18 protein-coding genes are annotated in these 16,421 nt (G+C 59.7%); 9 read left to right on the top strand and 9 right to left on the bottom strand.

What is annotated here, in order from left to right:
* Positions 1–59: 59 nt before the first annotated feature.
* Positions 60–1,250, bottom strand: coding sequence for a hypothetical protein (locus FHX15_RS13130; protein ID WP_184397692.1), 1,191 nt, complete (start codon positions 1,248–1,250; stop codon positions 60–62).
* Between the two features lie 231 nt (positions 1,251–1,481).
* Here FHX15_RS13130 and parC point away from each other — a divergent pair, with 231 nt between their 5' ends.
* Together parC and FHX15_RS13140 are read left to right on the top strand one after the other, a co-directional pair.
* On the top strand, positions 1,482–3,737 hold the full coding sequence (gene parC, locus FHX15_RS13135; protein ID WP_184397694.1) for a DNA topoisomerase IV subunit A: 2,256 nt from the start codon (positions 1,482–1,484) through the stop codon (positions 3,735–3,737).
* 148 nt (positions 3,738–3,885) lie between these two features.
* On the top strand, positions 3,886–4,383 hold the full coding sequence (locus tag FHX15_RS13140) for an SRPBCC domain-containing protein (protein ID WP_184397696.1): 498 nt from the start codon (positions 3,886–3,888) through the stop codon (positions 4,381–4,383).
* Here the strand turns inward: FHX15_RS13140 and FHX15_RS13145 are convergent.
* The 6 genes from FHX15_RS13145 to hemB all read right to left on the bottom strand — a co-directional run bounded on the left by FHX15_RS13145 (position 4,373) and on the right by hemB (position 8,423).
* Positions 4,373–4,765, bottom strand: a complete 393-nt coding sequence (locus FHX15_RS13145; protein ID WP_184397698.1) for a type II toxin-antitoxin system death-on-curing family toxin — start codon at positions 4,763–4,765, stop codon at positions 4,373–4,375. The two genes, FHX15_RS13140 and FHX15_RS13145, sit on opposite strands and share 11 nt — an antisense overlap.
* On the bottom strand, positions 4,762–4,983 hold the full coding sequence (locus tag FHX15_RS13150) for an AbrB/MazE/SpoVT family DNA-binding domain-containing protein (RefSeq protein ID WP_184397700.1): 222 nt from the start codon (positions 4,981–4,983) through the stop codon (positions 4,762–4,764). The genes FHX15_RS13145 and FHX15_RS13150 overlap by 4 nt, the downstream gene beginning before the upstream one ends.
* Positions 4,984–5,040: 57 nt before the next feature.
* Positions 5,041–5,919 (bottom strand): DMT family transporter, encoded by an 879-nt coding sequence (locus FHX15_RS13155; protein WP_184397702.1) that lies wholly within the window; start codon positions 5,917–5,919, stop codon positions 5,041–5,043.
* On the bottom strand, positions 5,919–6,695 hold the full coding sequence (locus FHX15_RS13160; protein WP_184397705.1) for an arginyltransferase: 777 nt from the start codon (positions 6,693–6,695) through the stop codon (positions 5,919–5,921). Before FHX15_RS13160 ends, FHX15_RS13155 begins: the two co-directional genes overlap by 1 nt.
* A 182-nt stretch (positions 6,696–6,877) precedes the next feature.
* Positions 6,878–7,336 (bottom strand): RDD family protein, encoded by a 459-nt coding sequence (locus FHX15_RS13165; protein WP_184397707.1) that lies wholly within the window; start codon positions 7,334–7,336, stop codon positions 6,878–6,880.
* Between the two features lie 73 nt (positions 7,337–7,409).
* Positions 7,410–8,423, bottom strand: coding sequence for a porphobilinogen synthase (gene hemB / locus FHX15_RS13170; RefSeq protein WP_184397709.1), 1,014 nt, complete (start codon positions 8,421–8,423; stop codon positions 7,410–7,412).
* A gap of 134 nt (positions 8,424–8,557) precedes the next feature.
* Between hemB and FHX15_RS13175 the strand changes: the two genes are divergently transcribed.
* The 7 genes from FHX15_RS13175 to FHX15_RS13205 all read left to right on the top strand — a co-directional run bounded on the left by FHX15_RS13175 (position 8,558) and on the right by FHX15_RS13205 (position 15,285).
* A complete protein-coding gene (locus FHX15_RS13175) occupies positions 8,558–8,995 on the top strand; it encodes a DUF6163 family protein (protein WP_184397711.1) in 438 nt (145 codons plus the stop codon).
* Between the two features lie 128 nt (positions 8,996–9,123).
* A complete protein-coding gene (gene ldtR, locus FHX15_RS13180; RefSeq protein ID WP_183805730.1) occupies positions 9,124–9,636 on the top strand; it encodes a transcriptional regulator LdtR in 513 nt (170 codons plus the stop codon).
* Between the two features lie 437 nt (positions 9,637–10,073).
* A complete protein-coding gene (locus FHX15_RS13185) occupies positions 10,074–11,375 on the top strand; it encodes a murein L,D-transpeptidase (protein ID WP_184397713.1) in 1,302 nt (433 codons plus the stop codon).
* A 183-nt stretch (positions 11,376–11,558) separates the two neighbouring features.
* Positions 11,559–12,857 carry a serine hydroxymethyltransferase gene (glyA, locus tag FHX15_RS13190; protein ID WP_184397715.1) on the top strand — a complete coding sequence of 433 codons (1,299 nt, stop codon included), beginning with the start codon at positions 11,559–11,561 and terminating at the stop codon, positions 12,855–12,857.
* A gap of 9 nt (positions 12,858–12,866) precedes the next feature.
* Positions 12,867–13,343, top strand: a complete 477-nt coding sequence (gene nrdR / locus FHX15_RS13195) for a transcriptional regulator NrdR (RefSeq protein WP_184397717.1) — start codon at positions 12,867–12,869, stop codon at positions 13,341–13,343.
* A 2-nt stretch (positions 13,344–13,345) separates the two neighbouring features.
* Positions 13,346–14,668, top strand: a complete 1,323-nt coding sequence (gene ribD / locus FHX15_RS13200; protein ID WP_184397719.1) for a bifunctional diaminohydroxyphosphoribosylaminopyrimidine deaminase/5-amino-6-(5-phosphoribosylamino)uracil reductase RibD — start codon at positions 13,346–13,348, stop codon at positions 14,666–14,668.
* Entirely contained in the window at positions 14,668–15,285 is a 618-nt protein-coding gene (locus FHX15_RS13205) for a riboflavin synthase (RefSeq protein ID WP_184397721.1), read from the top strand. Before ribD ends, FHX15_RS13205 begins: the two co-directional genes overlap by 1 nt.
* 45 nt (positions 15,286–15,330) lie before the next feature.
* Here FHX15_RS13205 and FHX15_RS13210 read toward each other — a convergent pair whose 3' ends face one another.
* Positions 15,331–15,846, bottom strand: coding sequence for a GNAT family N-acetyltransferase (locus FHX15_RS13210; RefSeq protein ID WP_184397723.1), 516 nt, complete (start codon positions 15,844–15,846; stop codon positions 15,331–15,333).
* Positions 15,847–15,870: 24 nt separating this feature from the next.
* Complete coding sequence (locus tag FHX15_RS13215; protein ID WP_184397725.1) at positions 15,871–16,365, bottom strand: cupin domain-containing protein; 495 nt, start codon at positions 16,363–16,365, stop codon at positions 15,871–15,873.
* Positions 16,366–16,421 lie beyond the last annotated feature (56 nt).

Raw genomic sequence — 16,421 nt, forward strand, 5'->3', positions numbered from 1 at the left:
TCAGAAAAAAAGGCCCGGCGATACTATCGCCGGGCCTTTTTGTTGGATCGGAAACGAGCTCAATCGTTCGCCGAAACCTTCACGCCGAGCATCTGGGGTATGGTGTTCGGTGCACCCATGGCCGCGCCGACGATCATCGGGAAGGCGACCGGCTTGTCCGGTACGGCTTTGACGGTCAGGCTCTTCGGATTGTCTAGGAAGCTGCTGACAGCAGCGGCGATTGCGTTCTGCAGTTCCGGAATGTTGAGCTGCGCGAGCATGATCGGCGTCATGGCCTTCAGCGATTCCGCCATCTGCTGGCCGGAAACGTTCTGCTTGGAGCCGGCATAATCCAGCGCACGCTTGGTGATAGAGGCATCCTCGAAGCGGATCTGTGCGCCTTCGAAGTTAAGCTGCTGCGCAAGGCCGAGCATGGCGAGGCCAAATGCCTGTTGCGCTTCTTCCTTGTTCGGATTGGCTTCCGACTGCTTGACCGCATCCTGCATCGACTTCATGAAGGCCATCGTATAGCCGGAGATCTTGAATCCGAAGTTCAGCTTGCCGACATTGGTGATATCGAGGGAAATCTCGGAAAGATCGATCGTGCCGGGCTCGAGATCCCAGGCACCCTTCATGGTGATGTCACCCTGGACGTGCTGAAGCGCCAGCTTCTCGATCGCATCCTTGCTCTCGGGGTCTTCGCCGGCCTGGCTGAGATCGGCTTTCATGCTCTTGAATGCGCCGTCGAAATCGAAGCCGGATTCATCTTCGCGCAGCGTTGCGTTCATGTCGCTTTCGAGGATCGAGAATACCTCGGCGCCATCCTTGACGATCTTGACCGGGCCGGAATGGGCGTTCTCGGCGAAGAACATGGAATCAATGGTGTCGCCGGGCTTGGCGGGAACGGAAATGCCGCCAATGCTCATCCCCTGAGCGCTCACGGTGACGCCGTCTTTGGACCAGTTGATATCCGGGAAGGCAGCCTCTTCGATATAGTAGCTGCCGTCATCCTGCTCTTCCACGCCGGAAAGCGTGATCTCGCCAATGGAGAGCGCCTCGCCGCCAGCTGGCTTGATGCTGACATTCTTGAGCGTGACGGTCGTGCCGTCGATATCGACGCCATCGGCGGCGACAGCCATCCCGCCTTGCTGGCCGTAGGCGGCATTGATCTTCTTCAGGAGATCCTGGCCGTCGAGCGCGAAAGCGGAAGCTGCGAACGAAAGAATGGCTGCGCTCGACAGCATCAGCCGCGTTGTGCGGTAAAAGGTCATGAGAAAGCCCCCTGGGTGGCAAGTGCCGTTGAATATCGCAATGAAGCTATTGCGGAACGATGCCGCTTTATATTTGCAGACCCCTAAATATTTGTTGAGAGGATCGGCAAACGAAGTTCCAAATGCGGACATTACCCTTTGAGGTTTTCATCTCACTACGGAGACAGTCATCCACAGCCGGAACGCCCGGATTCCTTGCCCCACAGGCGCTTCTGAGCTAGTCAGGAGTCCATGGGACAAGAGATTTTACCGCCTTCCGGCGGAGACGGCGACAATATTCATCCGGTCGATCTGAAGGCGGCGCTTGAAGAGCGCTACCTCCGTTACGCGCTGTCGACCATCATGCACCGCGCGCTGCCAGATGTGCGCGATGGCTTAAAGCCGGTCCATCGCCGCATCGTCTATGCGATGAACGATATGGGCCTGCGGCCAAACTCGGCCTTCAGGAAATGCGCCAAGATCGTCGGCGAGGTGATGGGTAACTATCACCCGCACGGCGACCAGTCGATCTATGACGCACTGGCGCGCCTGGCGCAGGATTTCTCGCAGCGTTACACGTTGGTGAACGGGCAGGGCAATTTCGGCAATATCGACGGCGACAGTCCCGCCGCCATGCGATACACCGAATCGAAGATGACCGCGGTCTCCGAGCTGCTGCTCGAAGGCATCGATCAGGATGCCGTCGATTTCCGTGACACTTACGACGAATCCAATTCCGAGCCGGTCGTTCTTCCCGGCGCCTTCCCGAACCTTCTTGCGAACGGTTCCTCGGGCATCGCGGTCGGCATGGCGACGTCCATCCCCTCGCACAATGTGCATGAGATCTGCGACGCAGCACTCCATCTGATCAAGCATCCGGATGCCACGGTCGAAAAGCTCGTGGAATTCATTCCCGGCCCGGATTTCCCGACGGGCGGCATCATCATCGACAACAAAGAAAGCATCATTGAGAGCTACCGTACCGGCCGCGGCGGTTTTCGTGTACGTGCGAAATGGGAAACGGAAGATCTCGGCCGCGGCGGCTACCAGATCATCGTGACCGAGATTCCCTTCCAGGTGCAGAAATCGCGCCTGATCGAGAAGATCGCCGAGCTGCTGATCGCGCGCAAGCTGCCGCTTCTCGAAGATATCAGGGATGAATCGGCCGAGGATATCCGCATCGTCCTGGTGCCGAAGAGCCGCACCGTCGATCCGACCATCCTCATGGAATCCATGTTCAAGCTGACGGAACTCGAAAGCCGCTTCCCGCTGAACATGAACGTGCTGTCGATGGGCGTCATCCCGCGCGTGATGGCGCTGAACGAAGTGCTGAAGGAATGGCTGGAACACCGCCGCGAAGTCCTGCAGCGCCGTTCGCGCTTCCGCCTTGCCGCAATCGACAAGCGCCTCGAAATCCTCGGCGGCTTGCTTATTGCTTACCTTAATATCGATGAGGTGATCCGCATCATCCGCGAAGAGGATGAGCCGAAACCCGTCATGATGGCCCGCTGGGATCTGACCGACGTTCAGGTCGAGGCGATCCTCAATATGCGGCTGCGCGCATTGCGCAAGCTCGAAGAATTCGAGATCCGCAAGGAACATGACGAGCTCACCAAGGAGAAGGCCGACATCGAGGCGCTGCTCGCCTCCGATGAGAAGCAGTGGCAGACGGTCGCCTGGGAAATCGGCGAGGTGAAGAAGAAATTCGCCAAGGCGACCGAAATCGGCCGCCGCCGCACGCAGTTTGCCGAAGCCCCCGAGGCCGATGAGGAAGCCATCCAGCATGCGATGATCGAGAAGGAGCCGATCACCGTCGTCGTCTCCGAGAAAGGCTGGATCCGCGCTCTGAAAGGCCACATTTCCGATACGTCGACGCTGGCTTTCAAGGAAGGCGACGGCCTGAAAGTGGCTTTCCCCGCTCAGACGACGGACAAGATCCTGATCGTCACGACCGGCGGCAAGGTCTTCACGCTCGGCGGCGACAAGCTGCCCGGCGGTCGAGGCCATGGCGAGCCGCTGCGCATCATGATCGACATGGAAAACGATCAGGACGTGCTGACGGCCTTCGTCCACGATGCGGCGCGCAAGATGCTGATCGTCTCGACTGTCGGCAACGGCTTCGTGGTGCCGGAAGCAGAAATGGTCGCCAATACCCGCAAGGGCAAGCAGATCATGAACGTCTCCATGCCGGATGAGACGAAGCTCCTCGTTCCCGTAGTCGGTGATCACGTCGCCGTCGTCGGCGAAAACCGCAAGATGCTGGTCTTTCCGCTGAACCAGGTGCCGGAAATGACGCGCGGCAAGGGCGTGCGCCTGCAGCGCTACAAGGATGGCGGCATTTCCGACGTTCGCTGCTTTGCGATCGCCGATGGCCTGAGCTGGGAAGACAGCGCCGGCCGCACCTTTACCAAGAACAAGGACGAGCTTGCCGAATGGCTGGCCGACCGTGCCACCGCCGGCCGTACCGTGCCGAAGGGCTTCCCGCGCAGCGGCAAATTCGCCGGCTGATCCCGGAAATTTGAGACTCCGCCCTTGGCGGGCGGAGCAATTCCTCTATCTCAATCCTGTTACCAAAAAGAAGGCAACGTCGTTCCGTAGGCGGGCGGAAGGCCGTGAGCCGTGCGCTTGAGTGCGCGCGAACAATGGAGGAGTGTCGATGCCTGCCGCCAATACGATCAAGCTGCACGTCACCCATAGCTACCGGGAACCGTCCGCCAGGGTTTACGATGCCTGGCTCAATCCCGAAATCGCCCGCCGCTTTTTATTTGCAACCGACGACGGCGATGTCATCCGCGCCGATATCGACCCGCGTGTCGGCGGCCGCTTCATTATCGTCGACCGCCGCCCGACGGGCGACGCCTTTCACTACGGCGTCTTCCTGGAATTGAAGCGCCCCAAGCGCATCGTCTTCTGCTTTTCGGTCGAGGAGCACGACCATAATTGTGATCGCGTCGAAATCGATATCGAACCTCTCGGCAACGGCAGCCGCCTGACCCTCACGCATGAAATGTGCGCGGAATGGGCTGAATATGAGGAAAAGACACGTCAGGGATGGACACATATCGTCGAAGGGCTGGATCGGGAACTGGAGCTTACCGCTGGTTCGAAACGATCGAAACCGGAAGCCGGTCAGTCTGCAGGCGCTACGGCGTGAGCGGGATCGTATGATCGCGCAGGAAGCGCGTCGCGCCTTCTTCGTCTATTTCGCCTGCAGCGAGATCCAGCACGAAGGTGATGATCTGCGCGTTGTCAGTGTCGATAAGGTAGCCGTTGATATAGAGAAATGTGAAAGCTGCGAGGTAACCGGTGCGCTTGTTCCCGTCCGCAAAGGGATAGTTTCGAACGATCCCATGTAGATAGGCCGCTGCCAACGCGAAAATATCCAGCTCGCCATAAGCCGCTTTGTTAATCGGTCGTGCCAATCCCATTTCCAATGAATCGACAGAACGAAGCCCTGGCAGACCGCCGTGTTCGGCGATCTGCTCTTCATGCATCTTTTCAATCGCTTCCCGGTTGAGCCACTTCAAACGGGTCATTTCGCGAGTTCACGAAGGGCAACCCTATACTTTTCCATGCCGATGCGTGCGGCGCGCATCTGTTCTGTCAGATCAGCCGCTTCCGGCACGAGTTGAATTGTTCCGCCTGTCTCGCGCAACTCAAGGCTATCGCCGCTGCTGAGCCCGAGGCGTTGAAGCACTTCTTTCGGAATGATGACCCCTTCAGAATTGCCGATCTTGCGAATGGTGACGTTCATCAGCGCCTCCTGTGATAACAAGGTTATAACAGAAAATAGGTCATAATCACTCGCCAATCAAGCGGGCTGAACGCCCTTGCCTTTCGCCATCCAGACGGAATGGGCGGCGATCGCCGCAACCAATATCGCACCGCCGACGAGCGTCATGGTGGCTGGCGTTTCGGCAAAGATCAGCCAGATCCAGATCGGTGCAAGCACCGTTTCCAGCAGGTAGAACATCCCGACCTCAGGCGCAGAGAGATAACGCGGTCCCGTCGCCAGGCACCAGAAGGCGACCGGCATCATGATGGCGCCGTTGAAGACGATCCAGCCGGGATGGGCGATTGAAAGTCCGGAAGGGAGGACCTGCGCCAGGCCGAGTGCCGCCGGCAGGATTGCGGCAAGCAGCGGCACGAAACCCATTTCCCGGCGCGAGGCGCGCCCGACTGTGATGGCGGCAGCAAGCACCAGCGCACTGAGCATCGCCATGGCGTCGCCGAAGACATGGCCGCTCGAAAGCCCTTCACGCACGATCAGTCCGACGCCGAAGATCATGAACAACATGGCGATCAGCGTCGCCGGCTGCGGCTTCTCTCTAAGAAACAGCCAGGACAACAGCGCCCCAAACATCGGGTTGAAGGCGACGATGAAGACAACATTGGCGGTGGCCGTGTTGAAGACTGCCAGTACGAAGGTCACGGAAGAGAGGCCGTAGAGCAGCCCGGCCAGCAGGCCGGAACGACCCGGAACGAGCAGCGGCCATCTGCCGGAGAAGAGGCGCATCGCAGTCAGGATGACGAACGTAGCAAGAACCGTCGCCACGCTCCGCGCGCTGAGAATCGACCAGATATCGCCATCGGCGAGGCGAACGAGCGGAATGTCCATGGAAAGCGCCAGCCCGCCGACTGCCGTCAGCAGCAGGCCCTTCCGATGATGGGAAAGGTGGGGAAGGGGCATCAGTCGCGCGGTTCGTCCTCAAGGGACGAGGGGTCGAAACGCTCCCAGCCGCGCGGCGTCAGATGTTCCTGCGGCTGGAAGCGTGTCTTGTAATCCATCTTCCGCGATCCTTGAACCCAGTAGCCAAGATAGACATGCGGGAGGCCGAGCGCTTTCGTACGGCGCACATGGTCGAGGATCATGAAGGTGCCGAGCGAGCGGCGGTCGAGGTCGGGATTGAAGTACGAATAGACCATGGAAAGGCCGTCGCTCATCGTGTCGGTCAGTGCAGCGGCGAGGAGTTCGCCTTTCGGCCGCGCTTCCAATCCCGAACCTTCTTCGCGCCGGCGGTACTCGATGATCTTGGTATTCACATGCGTATCTTCCACCATGATCGCATAGTCGAGCACGGTCATGTCCGACATGCCGCCCTGCTGATGGCGATAGTCGAGATAACGGCGGAAGAGGGAATATTGCTCGCTCGACGGCTGGGCCGCAAACTCCGTGGAAATGACATCGGAATTGGCCGCCAGCACCCGCTTCATCGATTTGGTGGGCTCGAATTCCTGTGCCAGGATGCGTACGGACACGCAGGCGCGGCAGGCTTCGCAGGCAGGGCGGTAGGCAATGTTCTGCGACCGGCGGAAGCCGCCCTGGGTCAGGATATCGTTCATTTCCGCCGCCCGCGGGCCGACGAGATGGGTGAAGACCTTGCGTTCCATCTCATGCGGCAGATACGGACAGGTAGCCGGAGCCGTCAGGTAAAACTGCGGGGATGGCGTAGTCTGCGTATTCATCTCTTGCGGAGATTTCCTTTCGGGGCGCCTGTCATTCCAGACAGCATGACGCAAGAATAGAAAACGTCAACAGCACGGCATTCAGTGCCGCGCAATCGAACATTCGATTTCTTGGATATGGCGTTCTTTTGTGGCCGGCAAAGGGCGGGCGGAGACTTTATTTCGTCTCCGCCGGAACGGGATCAGTTGATGCGGACAGTCGCCGTGCCGACGAGGAAATCGTGCAGCAGGCGCGAGCGCTCCGTGAACAAGCCGACCAGCAGAATCAGCGGCGTCAGCACCGAGTTCAGGATCCAGAAGAGCGCGAGGTGAGCAACGGCCAGGATGAAGTCCATCGGCCTTCCATCAACGCGAACGATCGCGATACCCATCGCGCGCATGCCAAGCGAAGCCTGCGACGGACCGCCGACGGTCATGCCGAAGTACAGGCCTGCAACGATGACGAACAGGGCCGGATAAAGAATGAAACCGAGCCCGAGCGTGACAATGCCCAGGAAGAACACCACGATCGCCGCCGGAATGCAGAGCAGTGCGACGATGATATAATCGAGGATGAATGCGAAGACGCGACGGCTGAGCACGCCGCTATAGGCGCGCCAGTCCTCCGGTGCGGCATAAAGCGGGTTGGGATCGTAGCTCATCCATATCTCCCTTCGAAAGACGATGTCGCTGATATGGTATCGCTACTGTGAAATACAATAATTCGCCCGAAAATCACCTTTTTGCGAGGATTTTCGCCACTTCCGGCGCGAAATAGGTGAGGATGCCATCGCAGCCGGCGCGCTTGAAGGCAAGCAGTGTCTCCATCATGATCCGCTCGCCGTCGATCCAGCCATTCATTGCCGCGGCCTTGATCTGCGAATATTCGCCCGAGACCTGATAGGCGAACGTCGGCAGACCGAAGGCCTCCTTCACGCGCCAGCAGATGTCGAGATAGGCAAGCCCCGGCTTGACCATCAGCATGTCGGCGCCTTCCTCGACATCGAGGGCGGCGTCGCGGACCGCTTCCGTGCCGTTTGCCGGATTGATGTAGTAGCTGTTCTTGTCGCCCTTCAGCAGACCCTTGGTATTGATCGCCTCGCGATAGGGGCCGTAGAAGCCGGAAGAGAATTTGGTAGCATAGGACATGATGCCGACGCTCTGATGCCCTGCAGCATCGAGCCCGCGGCGGATCGCGCCGATGCGCCCGTCCATCATTTCCGAGGGCGCGATGATGTCGGCACCGGCATCGGCCTGCAGGATAGCCGCCTTGACCACTTGATCGACCGTCTCGTCATTGACGATCTCGCCGTCGCGCAGGATTCCGTCATGCCCATGGCTGGTGAAGGGGTCGAGTGCCACATCGGTAATAATGCCGATATTGGCCACTGCCTTTTTGATGGCTGCCGTCGTCTGATTGATGAGATTATTGGCGACAAGACTGTTCGACCCTGTCTCATCGCGCAATTCCATCTCTATATCGGGGAAGGTGGCGATAGCGGGGATGCCAAGATCGGCTGCTTCCTTGGCCGCCTCGACTGCCTTGTCGACGCTCATGCGGTTCACGCCGGGCATTGCCGGGATCGGATGGACGATACCGGTTCCCGGAACGACGAAGATCGGCCAGATCAGATCGTCAACCGTCAGGCGGTTTTCCTGTACCAGCCGGCGCGTCCAGTCCGCCTTGCGGTTGCGCCGCATGCGGCGGTGACCGGTGATTTCATCGACGAGATGCGTCTTGTCCTGCATGATATCTGTCCCTGGGCCATTCCATTTATCGGAGCGGTCATTATCATGCGCGCCGGGAAATCCAAACCGGACCATTGGCCGCGGCGGATGAAACCCGGAAAATGAAGCCGCGACTTGGAACGTGAGGTCTCGCCATGGAAGCCGATTCTCCGACGATGCCGAAACGGACGTTGACGGATATTCTCTTCATCTTCTTCCTGCGGCTCGTTGCCGTTTCCTGCTTCTGGTTCGGCTTGCAATATTGGGCGATGCTCGTCGGCTATTCGCTGGTTGGCGCCGGCCGGTTCGATCTGTTGAGCCTGCCGTGGAAGGTTGCGAGCACCTGCCTTGCCGTTCTTTTCCCCGTCGCCTCGCTGGGCCTCTGGCTCACGGTCTCCTGGGGGCCGGTCATCTGGGTGCTGGCCGCAGGCGGGCAGATCTTCATGTATGGCCTGCTTTCGCAGATCTTCGGCCCCAACCACCTGATCATTCTGTTCCACGTCATCGTGGCCGTCATCTACTGGATTTTCAGGCTTTCCCTGTGGCTGGAGCGGCGCCGGCAGCGTCGCCAGGTAAGCGTTGATTTACCCTGATACATCAAGGGGTTTTCGTAAGCCTCTGTTAAGGCTGCGGTTTAAGTCGAATTTTATATGTATTCGATAGGGTCTCACTCAAGGCGGGAAGAAAACGACACCGCCAAACAAAACAGTGAGGCAGTCAAATGAACACGAAAATCAAGCCGCAGGCGGCGTCGACTTTCCATGCACACGAACAGGGCATCCGTGATCTTTACATGGAATCCCTTCATCTTGTTGAACGCCTTCATCGTCGTCTTCTCGACGTCATCAAGGACGAGTTCGACCGTCAGGGCCGCAGCGACGTGAACGCCATCCAGGCGCTGCTCCTCTTCAACATCGGCAACTCCGAGCTGACCGCCGGCGAGCTGCGCTCCCGCGGCTACTATCTCGGCTCGAACGTTTCCTACAACGTCAAGAAACTGGTCGACCTCGGCTTCATCAACCACCAGCGCTCCCGCATCGACCGCCGCTCGGTCCGCATCAGCCTGACCGAAACCGGCCAGGATATCGCCGAAACGGTCGCCCGGCTCTATGAACGCCACATCACCTCGATCGACAAGGTCGGCGGCATCGGCACGGATGAGTTTACGCAGATGAACAAGCTGCTGCAGCGGCTAGACCGCTTCTGGAACGATCAGATTTTGTATCGTCTCTGAGACCCGAGGCCTCCTTTCAGGGTTGATGAAAACCGGATGCGTCCCCTGCGCGTCCGGTTTTGCCGCTCACCCCTGCGTGGCATCTTTGCAACGCATGGCAGCCAAGCGCAAAGCCCGGTATTCAAGCCGTTTTTTAGTCGTTATTAACCAGCACGGTTTACCCGTCATATGGTGCGTTGCATTCAGTTTCCGGCAACCGGCAGTCTGTCCCAGGCCCGGAAACACGAATTGGCCATATTGATGTGACAGCGGAATATTCGATAGCCGGCGTCCTCGATGGACCATCGGCACCATCCAGGTTGCTCGCGATTTTGTGATGGGACTGGCGGAATTTCCAAGTGCGCCGGAAGAACGGGTGAATAGGGATCTGCGTTAAAACGCAGGATATCGCAAAGGGCCGCGGCTTCCTCCACCGCGGCATTGAGTGGTTGGGACGAATGTCTAAGAAGAACGGAATTGAAGCTCTCTCTCGCCGCGCCTTCCTGGCGTCGGCGGCAACGGTTGGTGCCGGCGCGCTCGCCGCACCCGCATTTGCGCAATCGGCCCTCGACGGGCTGCTGAATGCGCCGAAACGCGGCAACTGGGATGACCAGTTCGACGCTAAAGCCGCGTCGCGCACGGCGACTGCCGTCCTTTCCAATACGCCGATCCTCAGCCCGCAGTCCGTGCCGAGCACGCAGCAGGCGATCATGCAGTATCAGCAGATCGCTTCCGCCGGCGGCTGGCCGGAAGTCAATCCGGGCGATGCCCGCCTGCAGCTCGGCGTTACCCATCCGGCGGTTCAGGCGCTGCGCCAGCGTCTGGCGATCACCGGCGACCTGCCGCGTGAAGCGGGCCTTTCGAGCGCCTTCGATTCCTATGTCGATGGTGCCGTCAAGCGTTTCCAGGCCCGTCACGGCTTGCCGGCAGATGGTGTTCTCGGCGAATTCACGCTGAAGGCGATGAACATTCCGGCTGACGTGCGCCTGCAGCAGCTGAACACCAACCTCATCCGCCTCCAGACCTTCCCGGAAGACCTGGGCCGCCGCCATCTGATGGTCAACATTCCCGCCGCCTACGTGGAAGCCGTTGAAGACGGCAGCGTTGCGACCCGCCATACCGCGGTTGTCGGCCGCCTGAGCCGCCCGACGCATCTCGTCAACTCCAAGGTCTATGAAGTTATCCTGAATCCGTATTGGACGGCGCCGCGTTCGATCGTCGAGAAGGACATCATGCCGTTGATGCGCAAGGATCCGACCTATCTCGAAAAGAACGCGATCCGCCTGATCGACGGTAAGGGCAATGAAGTCGCCCCGGAAACCGTCGACTGGAACGGCGAGGCGCCGAATCTGATGTTCCGTCAGGACCCGGGCAAGATCAACGCCATGGCGTCCACGAAGATCAACTTCTACAACAAGAACGGCGAGTACATGCACGACACGCCGCAGCAGGGTCTGTTCAACAAGCTCATGCGCTTCGAATCGTCGGGATGCGTGCGTGTCCAGAACGTCCGCGACCTGTCGACCTGGCTGCTGCGCGAGACCCCCGGCTGGAGCCGTCAGCAGATGGAGCAGGTGATCGCAAGCGGCGTCAACACGCCGATCAAGCTTGCCGTCGAAGTGCCCGTCTATTTCGTCTATATCTCCGCCTGGGGCATGCCCGATGGCGTCGTTCAGTTCCGCGACGACATCTACCAGATGGATGGCAATGCCGAACTGGCGCTCGACACGACCTCCGGTATGGAACAGCCAGTCCAATAGTCAGGACATCGAACGATCTCCAAGAAAGCCGCGCCACGTGCGCGGCTTTTTCATTCGAGCGAAGCCGTAACCGATGCAAAGTGCTGACCCCGCGCGCTTAGCCCAGCAAATGTCGTTCTTCGTATTGCCCTCGCATCTGCGGAAGGCTAATACCTTGCCGCATTCCACCGTAGGAGCCCGCTCATGACCAATGCTTCCACCGAATCCTTCTTCAATCGCTCGCTTGCAGACGTCGATCCGGAAATCTTCGGCGCGATCGGAAAAGAGCTCGGTCGTCAACGGCATGAGATCGAACTGATCGCATCCGAGAACATCGTTTCCCGCGCCGTTCTGGAAGCTCAGGGCTCCATCATGACCAACAAATATGCCGAGGGTTATCCGGGCAAGCGCTATTACGGCGGTTGCCAGTTCGTCGATATCGCCGAGGAACTCGCCATCGAGCGCGCCAAGAAGCTCTTCGGCGTCAACTTTGCCAACGTTCAGCCGAACTCGGGTTCGCAGATGAACCAGGCCGTGTTCCTGGCGCTGCTGCAGCCGGGCGACACCTTCATGGGTCTCGACCTGAACTCCGGCGGTCACCTGACGCATGGTTCGCCGGTCAATATGTCCGGCAAGTGGTTCAACGTTGTGTCCTACGGTGTTCGCGACGGCGACAACCTGCTCGACATGGATGAAGTCGAGCGCAAGGCCCAGGAACACAAGCCGAAGCTGATCATCGCCGGCGGCACCGCTTATTCCCGTATCTGGGACTGGAAGCGCTTCCGCGAGATTGCCGATAGCGTCGGCGCCTACCTGATGGTCGACATGGCCCACATTGCCGGTCTCGTTGCGGGTGGCGTGCATCCGTCGCCATTCCCGCACTGCCATGTTGCGACGACCACGACCCACAAGTCGCTCCGCGGCCCGCGCGGCGGCGTCATCCTGACGAATGACGAGGATCTGGCGAAGAAGTTCAACTCGGCCGTCTTCCCGGGTCTCCAGGGCGGTCCGCTGATGCACATTATCGCTGCCAAGGCCGTTGCCTTCGGCGAGGCGCTGCAGCCGGAGTTCAAGGATTATGCCGCTCAGATCGTCAAGAACGCCAAGGCGCTTGCCGAAACGCTTGTCGCAGGCGGCCTCGATGTCGTCTCCGGCGGCACGGACAACCACCTGATGCTGGTCGACCTGCGCAAGAAGAATGCGACAGGCAAGCGCGCTGAAGCAGCGCTCGGCCGCGCCTATATCACCTGCAATAAGAATGGCATCCCCTTCGACCCAGAAAAGCCCTTCGTCACTTCGGGCGTGCGCCTCGGCGCCCCGGCCGGCACGACGCGCGGCTTCAAGGAAGCGGAATTCCGCGAGATCGGCAACCTTATCGTCGAGGTTCTCGATGGGCTGAAGGTCGCAAATTCCGACGAGGGCAATGCTGCCGTCGAGGCTGCTGTCCGCGGCAAGGTGGTGAATCTGACCGATCGCTTCCCCATGTATGATTACATGGGCTAAGGAGTAGGCATGCGCTGCCCCTATTGCGGTTCGGAAGATACGCAGGTGAAGGATTCACGACCGGCGGAGGATAACACTTCCATCCGCCGGCGCCGTATCTGTCCGGATTGTGGCGGCCGCTTCACGACCTTCGAGCGTGTGCAGCTGCGCGAGCTGATGGTCACGAAGAAGACCGGCCGCAAGGTTCCTTTCGATCGCGACAAGCTGGTTCGGTCCTTCGATGTGGCGCTGCGCAAGCGCCCCGTCGATCGCGACCGTATCGAGCGTGCTGTCTCCGGTATCGTGCGCCGGCTGGAAAGCTCGGGCGAGACGGAAATCTCCTCCGAGCAGATCGGCCTGCAGGTTCTGGAAGCCCTAAAGAGCCTCGACGATGTCGGCTTCGTGCGCTACGCCTCGGTCTATCGCGATTTTTCGCATGCCGAGGATTTTGAAAAGCTGATCGCCGAGCTCAACGCCAAGATCGCGCGCGATCCGCTGGACGTATGACCATGGGCGAGGGCATCGCGCAGCCTGAGGACGAACGCTTCATGGCAGCTGCGATCCGCCTGTCGCGATGGCATACGGGTCAGACCTCCACCAATCCATCCGTCGGCTGTGTCATCGTTCGCGATGGCGCGATCGTCGGCCGCGCTGTGACCGCCGTCGGTGGCCGTCCGCATGCCGAGCCGCAGGCGCTCGCCGAAGCCGGCGAGCTTGCCCGCGGTGCGACGGCCTATGTCACGCTTGAACCCTGCTCGCATCACGGCAAAACGCCGCCTTGCGCCGAGGCCCTGATCGCCTACGGCGTCGGCCGTGTTGTCATCAGCGTCACCGATCCCGATGTCAGAGTTTCCGGCCGCGGCATTTCAATGCTGCGCGATGCTGGCATCGAGGTGACGACTGGAGTGCTCGAGGAGGAGGGTCGCCAATCGCTCGCAGGCTATCTCACCCGCCAGACGAAGAACCGCCCCTATGTGACTCTCAAGCTTGCCGTTTCCGCCGATGGCATGATCGGCCGCAAGGGAATAGGGCAGGTGGCGATTACCGGCCCGGAGGCGCGCGCGCAGGTGCAGGCGCTGCGCGCCGAAACCGATGCCATCCTCGTCGGCATCGGGACGGCGATAGCTGATGATCCGCTGCTGACGGTGCGGACACCAGGCCTTGAGGCGCAGTCGCCCGTCCGGATCGTGCTCGATCCCAATCTGGCGCTGCCGCTGACGAGCAAGCTCGTCGAGACAGCGCGGGAAGTGCCTGTCATCGTGGTGGGGAGTGAAGAGGTATCGCCGCTGGGGTCGGAGGAAGGATTACCCCCCTCTGCCCTGCCGGACATCTCCCCCACAAGGGGGGAGATCGGCGAGGGGCACGATCCGAGTTCCCCAGCCTCTATCGGCGATGAGTCTACCTCGAGCGGCGATGTAGGGCAGAGAGCGGGCTCCCAGTCAATCTCCCCCCCTGTGGGGGAGATGTCCGGCAGGACAGAGGGGGGTGCCGCACCCACCGACCGCACCGACATGGACTCACGCCGCGCCACTCTCGAAGCCGCCGGCGTCGAAGTCGTATATTGCAATCCCTATCACCCGGAAGTCCTTCTGCCGGCACTTGCCACGCGCGGTATTTCTTCGCTTCTGGTCGAAGGCGGCGCAAAGACCGCAAAGCTTTTCCTCGAGGCAGGTCTCGTCGACCGCATCCAACTCTATCAGGCGCCTGTCGTCATCGGCGAGGGCGGTATTGACTCTCCGTTGCAGGCAACCGACATACCATCCGGTTTTGCCCACAGGGGCACCTATATATTCGGCGCGGATCGGCTGGATGAATACGAAAGAGAAAACTGATGTTCACCGGAATTGTCACTGATATCGGTACGATCGAATCTATTTCGCCGCTGAAGGAAGGGATCAAGCTTCGGGTCGTGACAAATTACGATCCGGCGACGATCGATATGGGCGCTTCGATCTCGCATTCCGGCATCTGCCTCACGGTGACCGGCCTGCCGCAAGAGGGCAGCAACGGCCGCTGGTTCGAAGTGGAAGCATGGGAAGAGGCGCTGCGCCTCACCACTGTTTCGACGTGGCAGACGGGCAGCCACATCAATCTCGAGCGTTCGCTGAAGATCGGCGATGAGCTTGGCGGCCACATCGTCTCTGGTCATGTCGACGGCAAGGCGGAGATCCTGTCGGTAACGGAGGAGGGTGATGCGACGCGTTTTCGCCTGCGCGCTCCCGCTCATCTCGCCAAATTCGTGGCACCCAAGGGTTCGATTGCGCTCGACGGCACGTCGTTGACCGTCAATGCTGTCGATGGCACTGATTTCGACGTGCTCTTGATCCGCCACACGCTCGAGGTCACTACGTGGGGCGAACGTAAGGCTGGCGACTTCGTTAACTTCGAGGTCGATACGATGGCGCGCTACGCCGCCCGCCTTGCTGAGTTTCCTGCAGCATCGGCTTGATGTGTGGATTCAAAAATTAGCGCGTTCGAATGGACGCACGGCGCGCTAACGCGAAAACTGAATGATCGGCCCGTTATAGTCCGTCCGCGCGATTTCCTTGAAGCCGAGTTTTTCGGCGACCTTCAGCGATGGGGCGTTATCCGGACTGATGATGCAGGTCATCGGCCGCCCCGGAAATTGCGCCTCGCCCCAGCCGATGATCGTCTCCAGCGCCTCGGTCGCATAGCCTTTGCCGTGGGCTGACGGCATTAGCGCCCAGCCGACTTCCATCGTGCCTTCGATCGACGGCTGCATCTCCCGTTTCGCTTCGAGAAAACCCGCTTCGCCGATGAAACGGCCGCTTTCCTTTTCTTCGATCGCGAGGAAGCCGAAGCCCATATGATGCCACATACCGGCAAGGCGCAGCAGGCGCGACCAGCTCTGTTCGCGGGTGGAGGGTACGCCGCTGATAAAGCGCACGACATCCTCGTCGCGCCAGAGTTCGAAATGCGCGTCGAAATCGTCGAGCCGATGCGCGCGCAGGATAAGCCGCCTGGTTTTCAGTGTTGGAATATCGATCATGAAAGGGCGCCCTAAAATGGCATATCAAAAGCCGGGTTCGCCGTCCCAGTAGTCGAGCGCATCCTCTCCCCTGCCGATATGGCGGAAGGAGCTGCCGTCCCGATTGGTCTTGGCGAGAAACTTGCCGGAATCAGGATATTCGCAGATCTCGGTCTTCGCTTTGGTCGATAGACCCAAATAGATCAGCGGCGTCGAGCCGGTATTGATGATCTGATGCGCGGTCTCCGGGCCACCCGCCGGCGCGCCGAGCACATCGCCTTTCTTGATTGGGTAGCGCTGATCGCCAAAGCGATATTCGCCCGTGCCTTCGATAATGTAAAAGAGCTCGTCTTCGACATGATGATTGTGGAAGGGGCAGCCGGATTTGCCTGGAGGCACTTCGTTATAGCTGATGCCGAGATTGGCAAGCCCGAGATCTTTTCCGAAAGACTTGTCACGGCTTTCGAAAAACTGTCCCTTTGTCCAGTGATCGAGGGAGAGATCGGCCGTATTGATGACCGGTTTTGGGTTCGTTGCCATGGGGCTCCTCCGCTTTTTGCGAGAAGACAATCCTATCTGACTGGAAATGCAACTAG

Origin of the sequence: Rhizobium sp. BK650 (genome assembly GCF_014195325.1) — a bacterium.
Lineage (GTDB): Bacteria > Pseudomonadota > Alphaproteobacteria > Rhizobiales > Rhizobiaceae > Rhizobium.

Coding starts and splice junctions, on each gene's coding strand:
- FHX15_RS13130 (WP_184397692.1), bottom strand. CDS start 1,250: ATGACCTTTTACCGCACAACGCGGCTGATGCTGTCGAGCGCAGCCATT.
- parC (WP_184397694.1), top strand. CDS start 1,482: ATGGGACAAGAGATTTTACCGCCTTCCGGCGGAGACGGCGACAATATT.
- FHX15_RS13140 (WP_184397696.1), top strand. CDS start 3,886: ATGCCTGCCGCCAATACGATCAAGCTGCACGTCACCCATAGCTACCGG.
- FHX15_RS13145 (WP_184397698.1), bottom strand. CDS start 4,765: ATGACCCGTTTGAAGTGGCTCAACCGGGAAGCGATTGAAAAGATGCAT.
- FHX15_RS13150 (WP_184397700.1), bottom strand. CDS start 4,983: ATGAACGTCACCATTCGCAAGATCGGCAATTCTGAAGGGGTCATCATT.
- FHX15_RS13155 (WP_184397702.1), bottom strand. CDS start 5,919: ATGCCCCTTCCCCACCTTTCCCATCATCGGAAGGGCCTGCTGCTGACG.
- FHX15_RS13160 (WP_184397705.1), bottom strand. CDS start 6,695: ATGAATACGCAGACTACGCCATCCCCGCAGTTTTACCTGACGGCTCCG.
- FHX15_RS13165 (WP_184397707.1), bottom strand. CDS start 7,336: ATGAGCTACGATCCCAACCCGCTTTATGCCGCACCGGAGGACTGGCGC.
- hemB (WP_184397709.1), bottom strand. CDS start 8,423: ATGCAGGACAAGACGCATCTCGTCGATGAAATCACCGGTCACCGCCGC.
- FHX15_RS13175 (WP_184397711.1), top strand. CDS start 8,558: ATGGAAGCCGATTCTCCGACGATGCCGAAACGGACGTTGACGGATATT.
- ldtR (WP_183805730.1), top strand. CDS start 9,124: ATGAACACGAAAATCAAGCCGCAGGCGGCGTCGACTTTCCATGCACAC.
- FHX15_RS13185 (WP_184397713.1), top strand. CDS start 10,074: ATGTCTAAGAAGAACGGAATTGAAGCTCTCTCTCGCCGCGCCTTCCTG.
- glyA (WP_184397715.1), top strand. CDS start 11,559: ATGACCAATGCTTCCACCGAATCCTTCTTCAATCGCTCGCTTGCAGAC.
- nrdR (WP_184397717.1), top strand. CDS start 12,867: ATGCGCTGCCCCTATTGCGGTTCGGAAGATACGCAGGTGAAGGATTCA.
- ribD (WP_184397719.1), top strand. CDS start 13,346: ATGGGCGAGGGCATCGCGCAGCCTGAGGACGAACGCTTCATGGCAGCT.
- FHX15_RS13205 (WP_184397721.1), top strand. CDS start 14,668: ATGTTCACCGGAATTGTCACTGATATCGGTACGATCGAATCTATTTCG.
- FHX15_RS13210 (WP_184397723.1), bottom strand. CDS start 15,846: ATGATCGATATTCCAACACTGAAAACCAGGCGGCTTATCCTGCGCGCG.
- FHX15_RS13215 (WP_184397725.1), bottom strand. CDS start 16,365: ATGGCAACGAACCCAAAACCGGTCATCAATACGGCCGATCTCTCCCTC.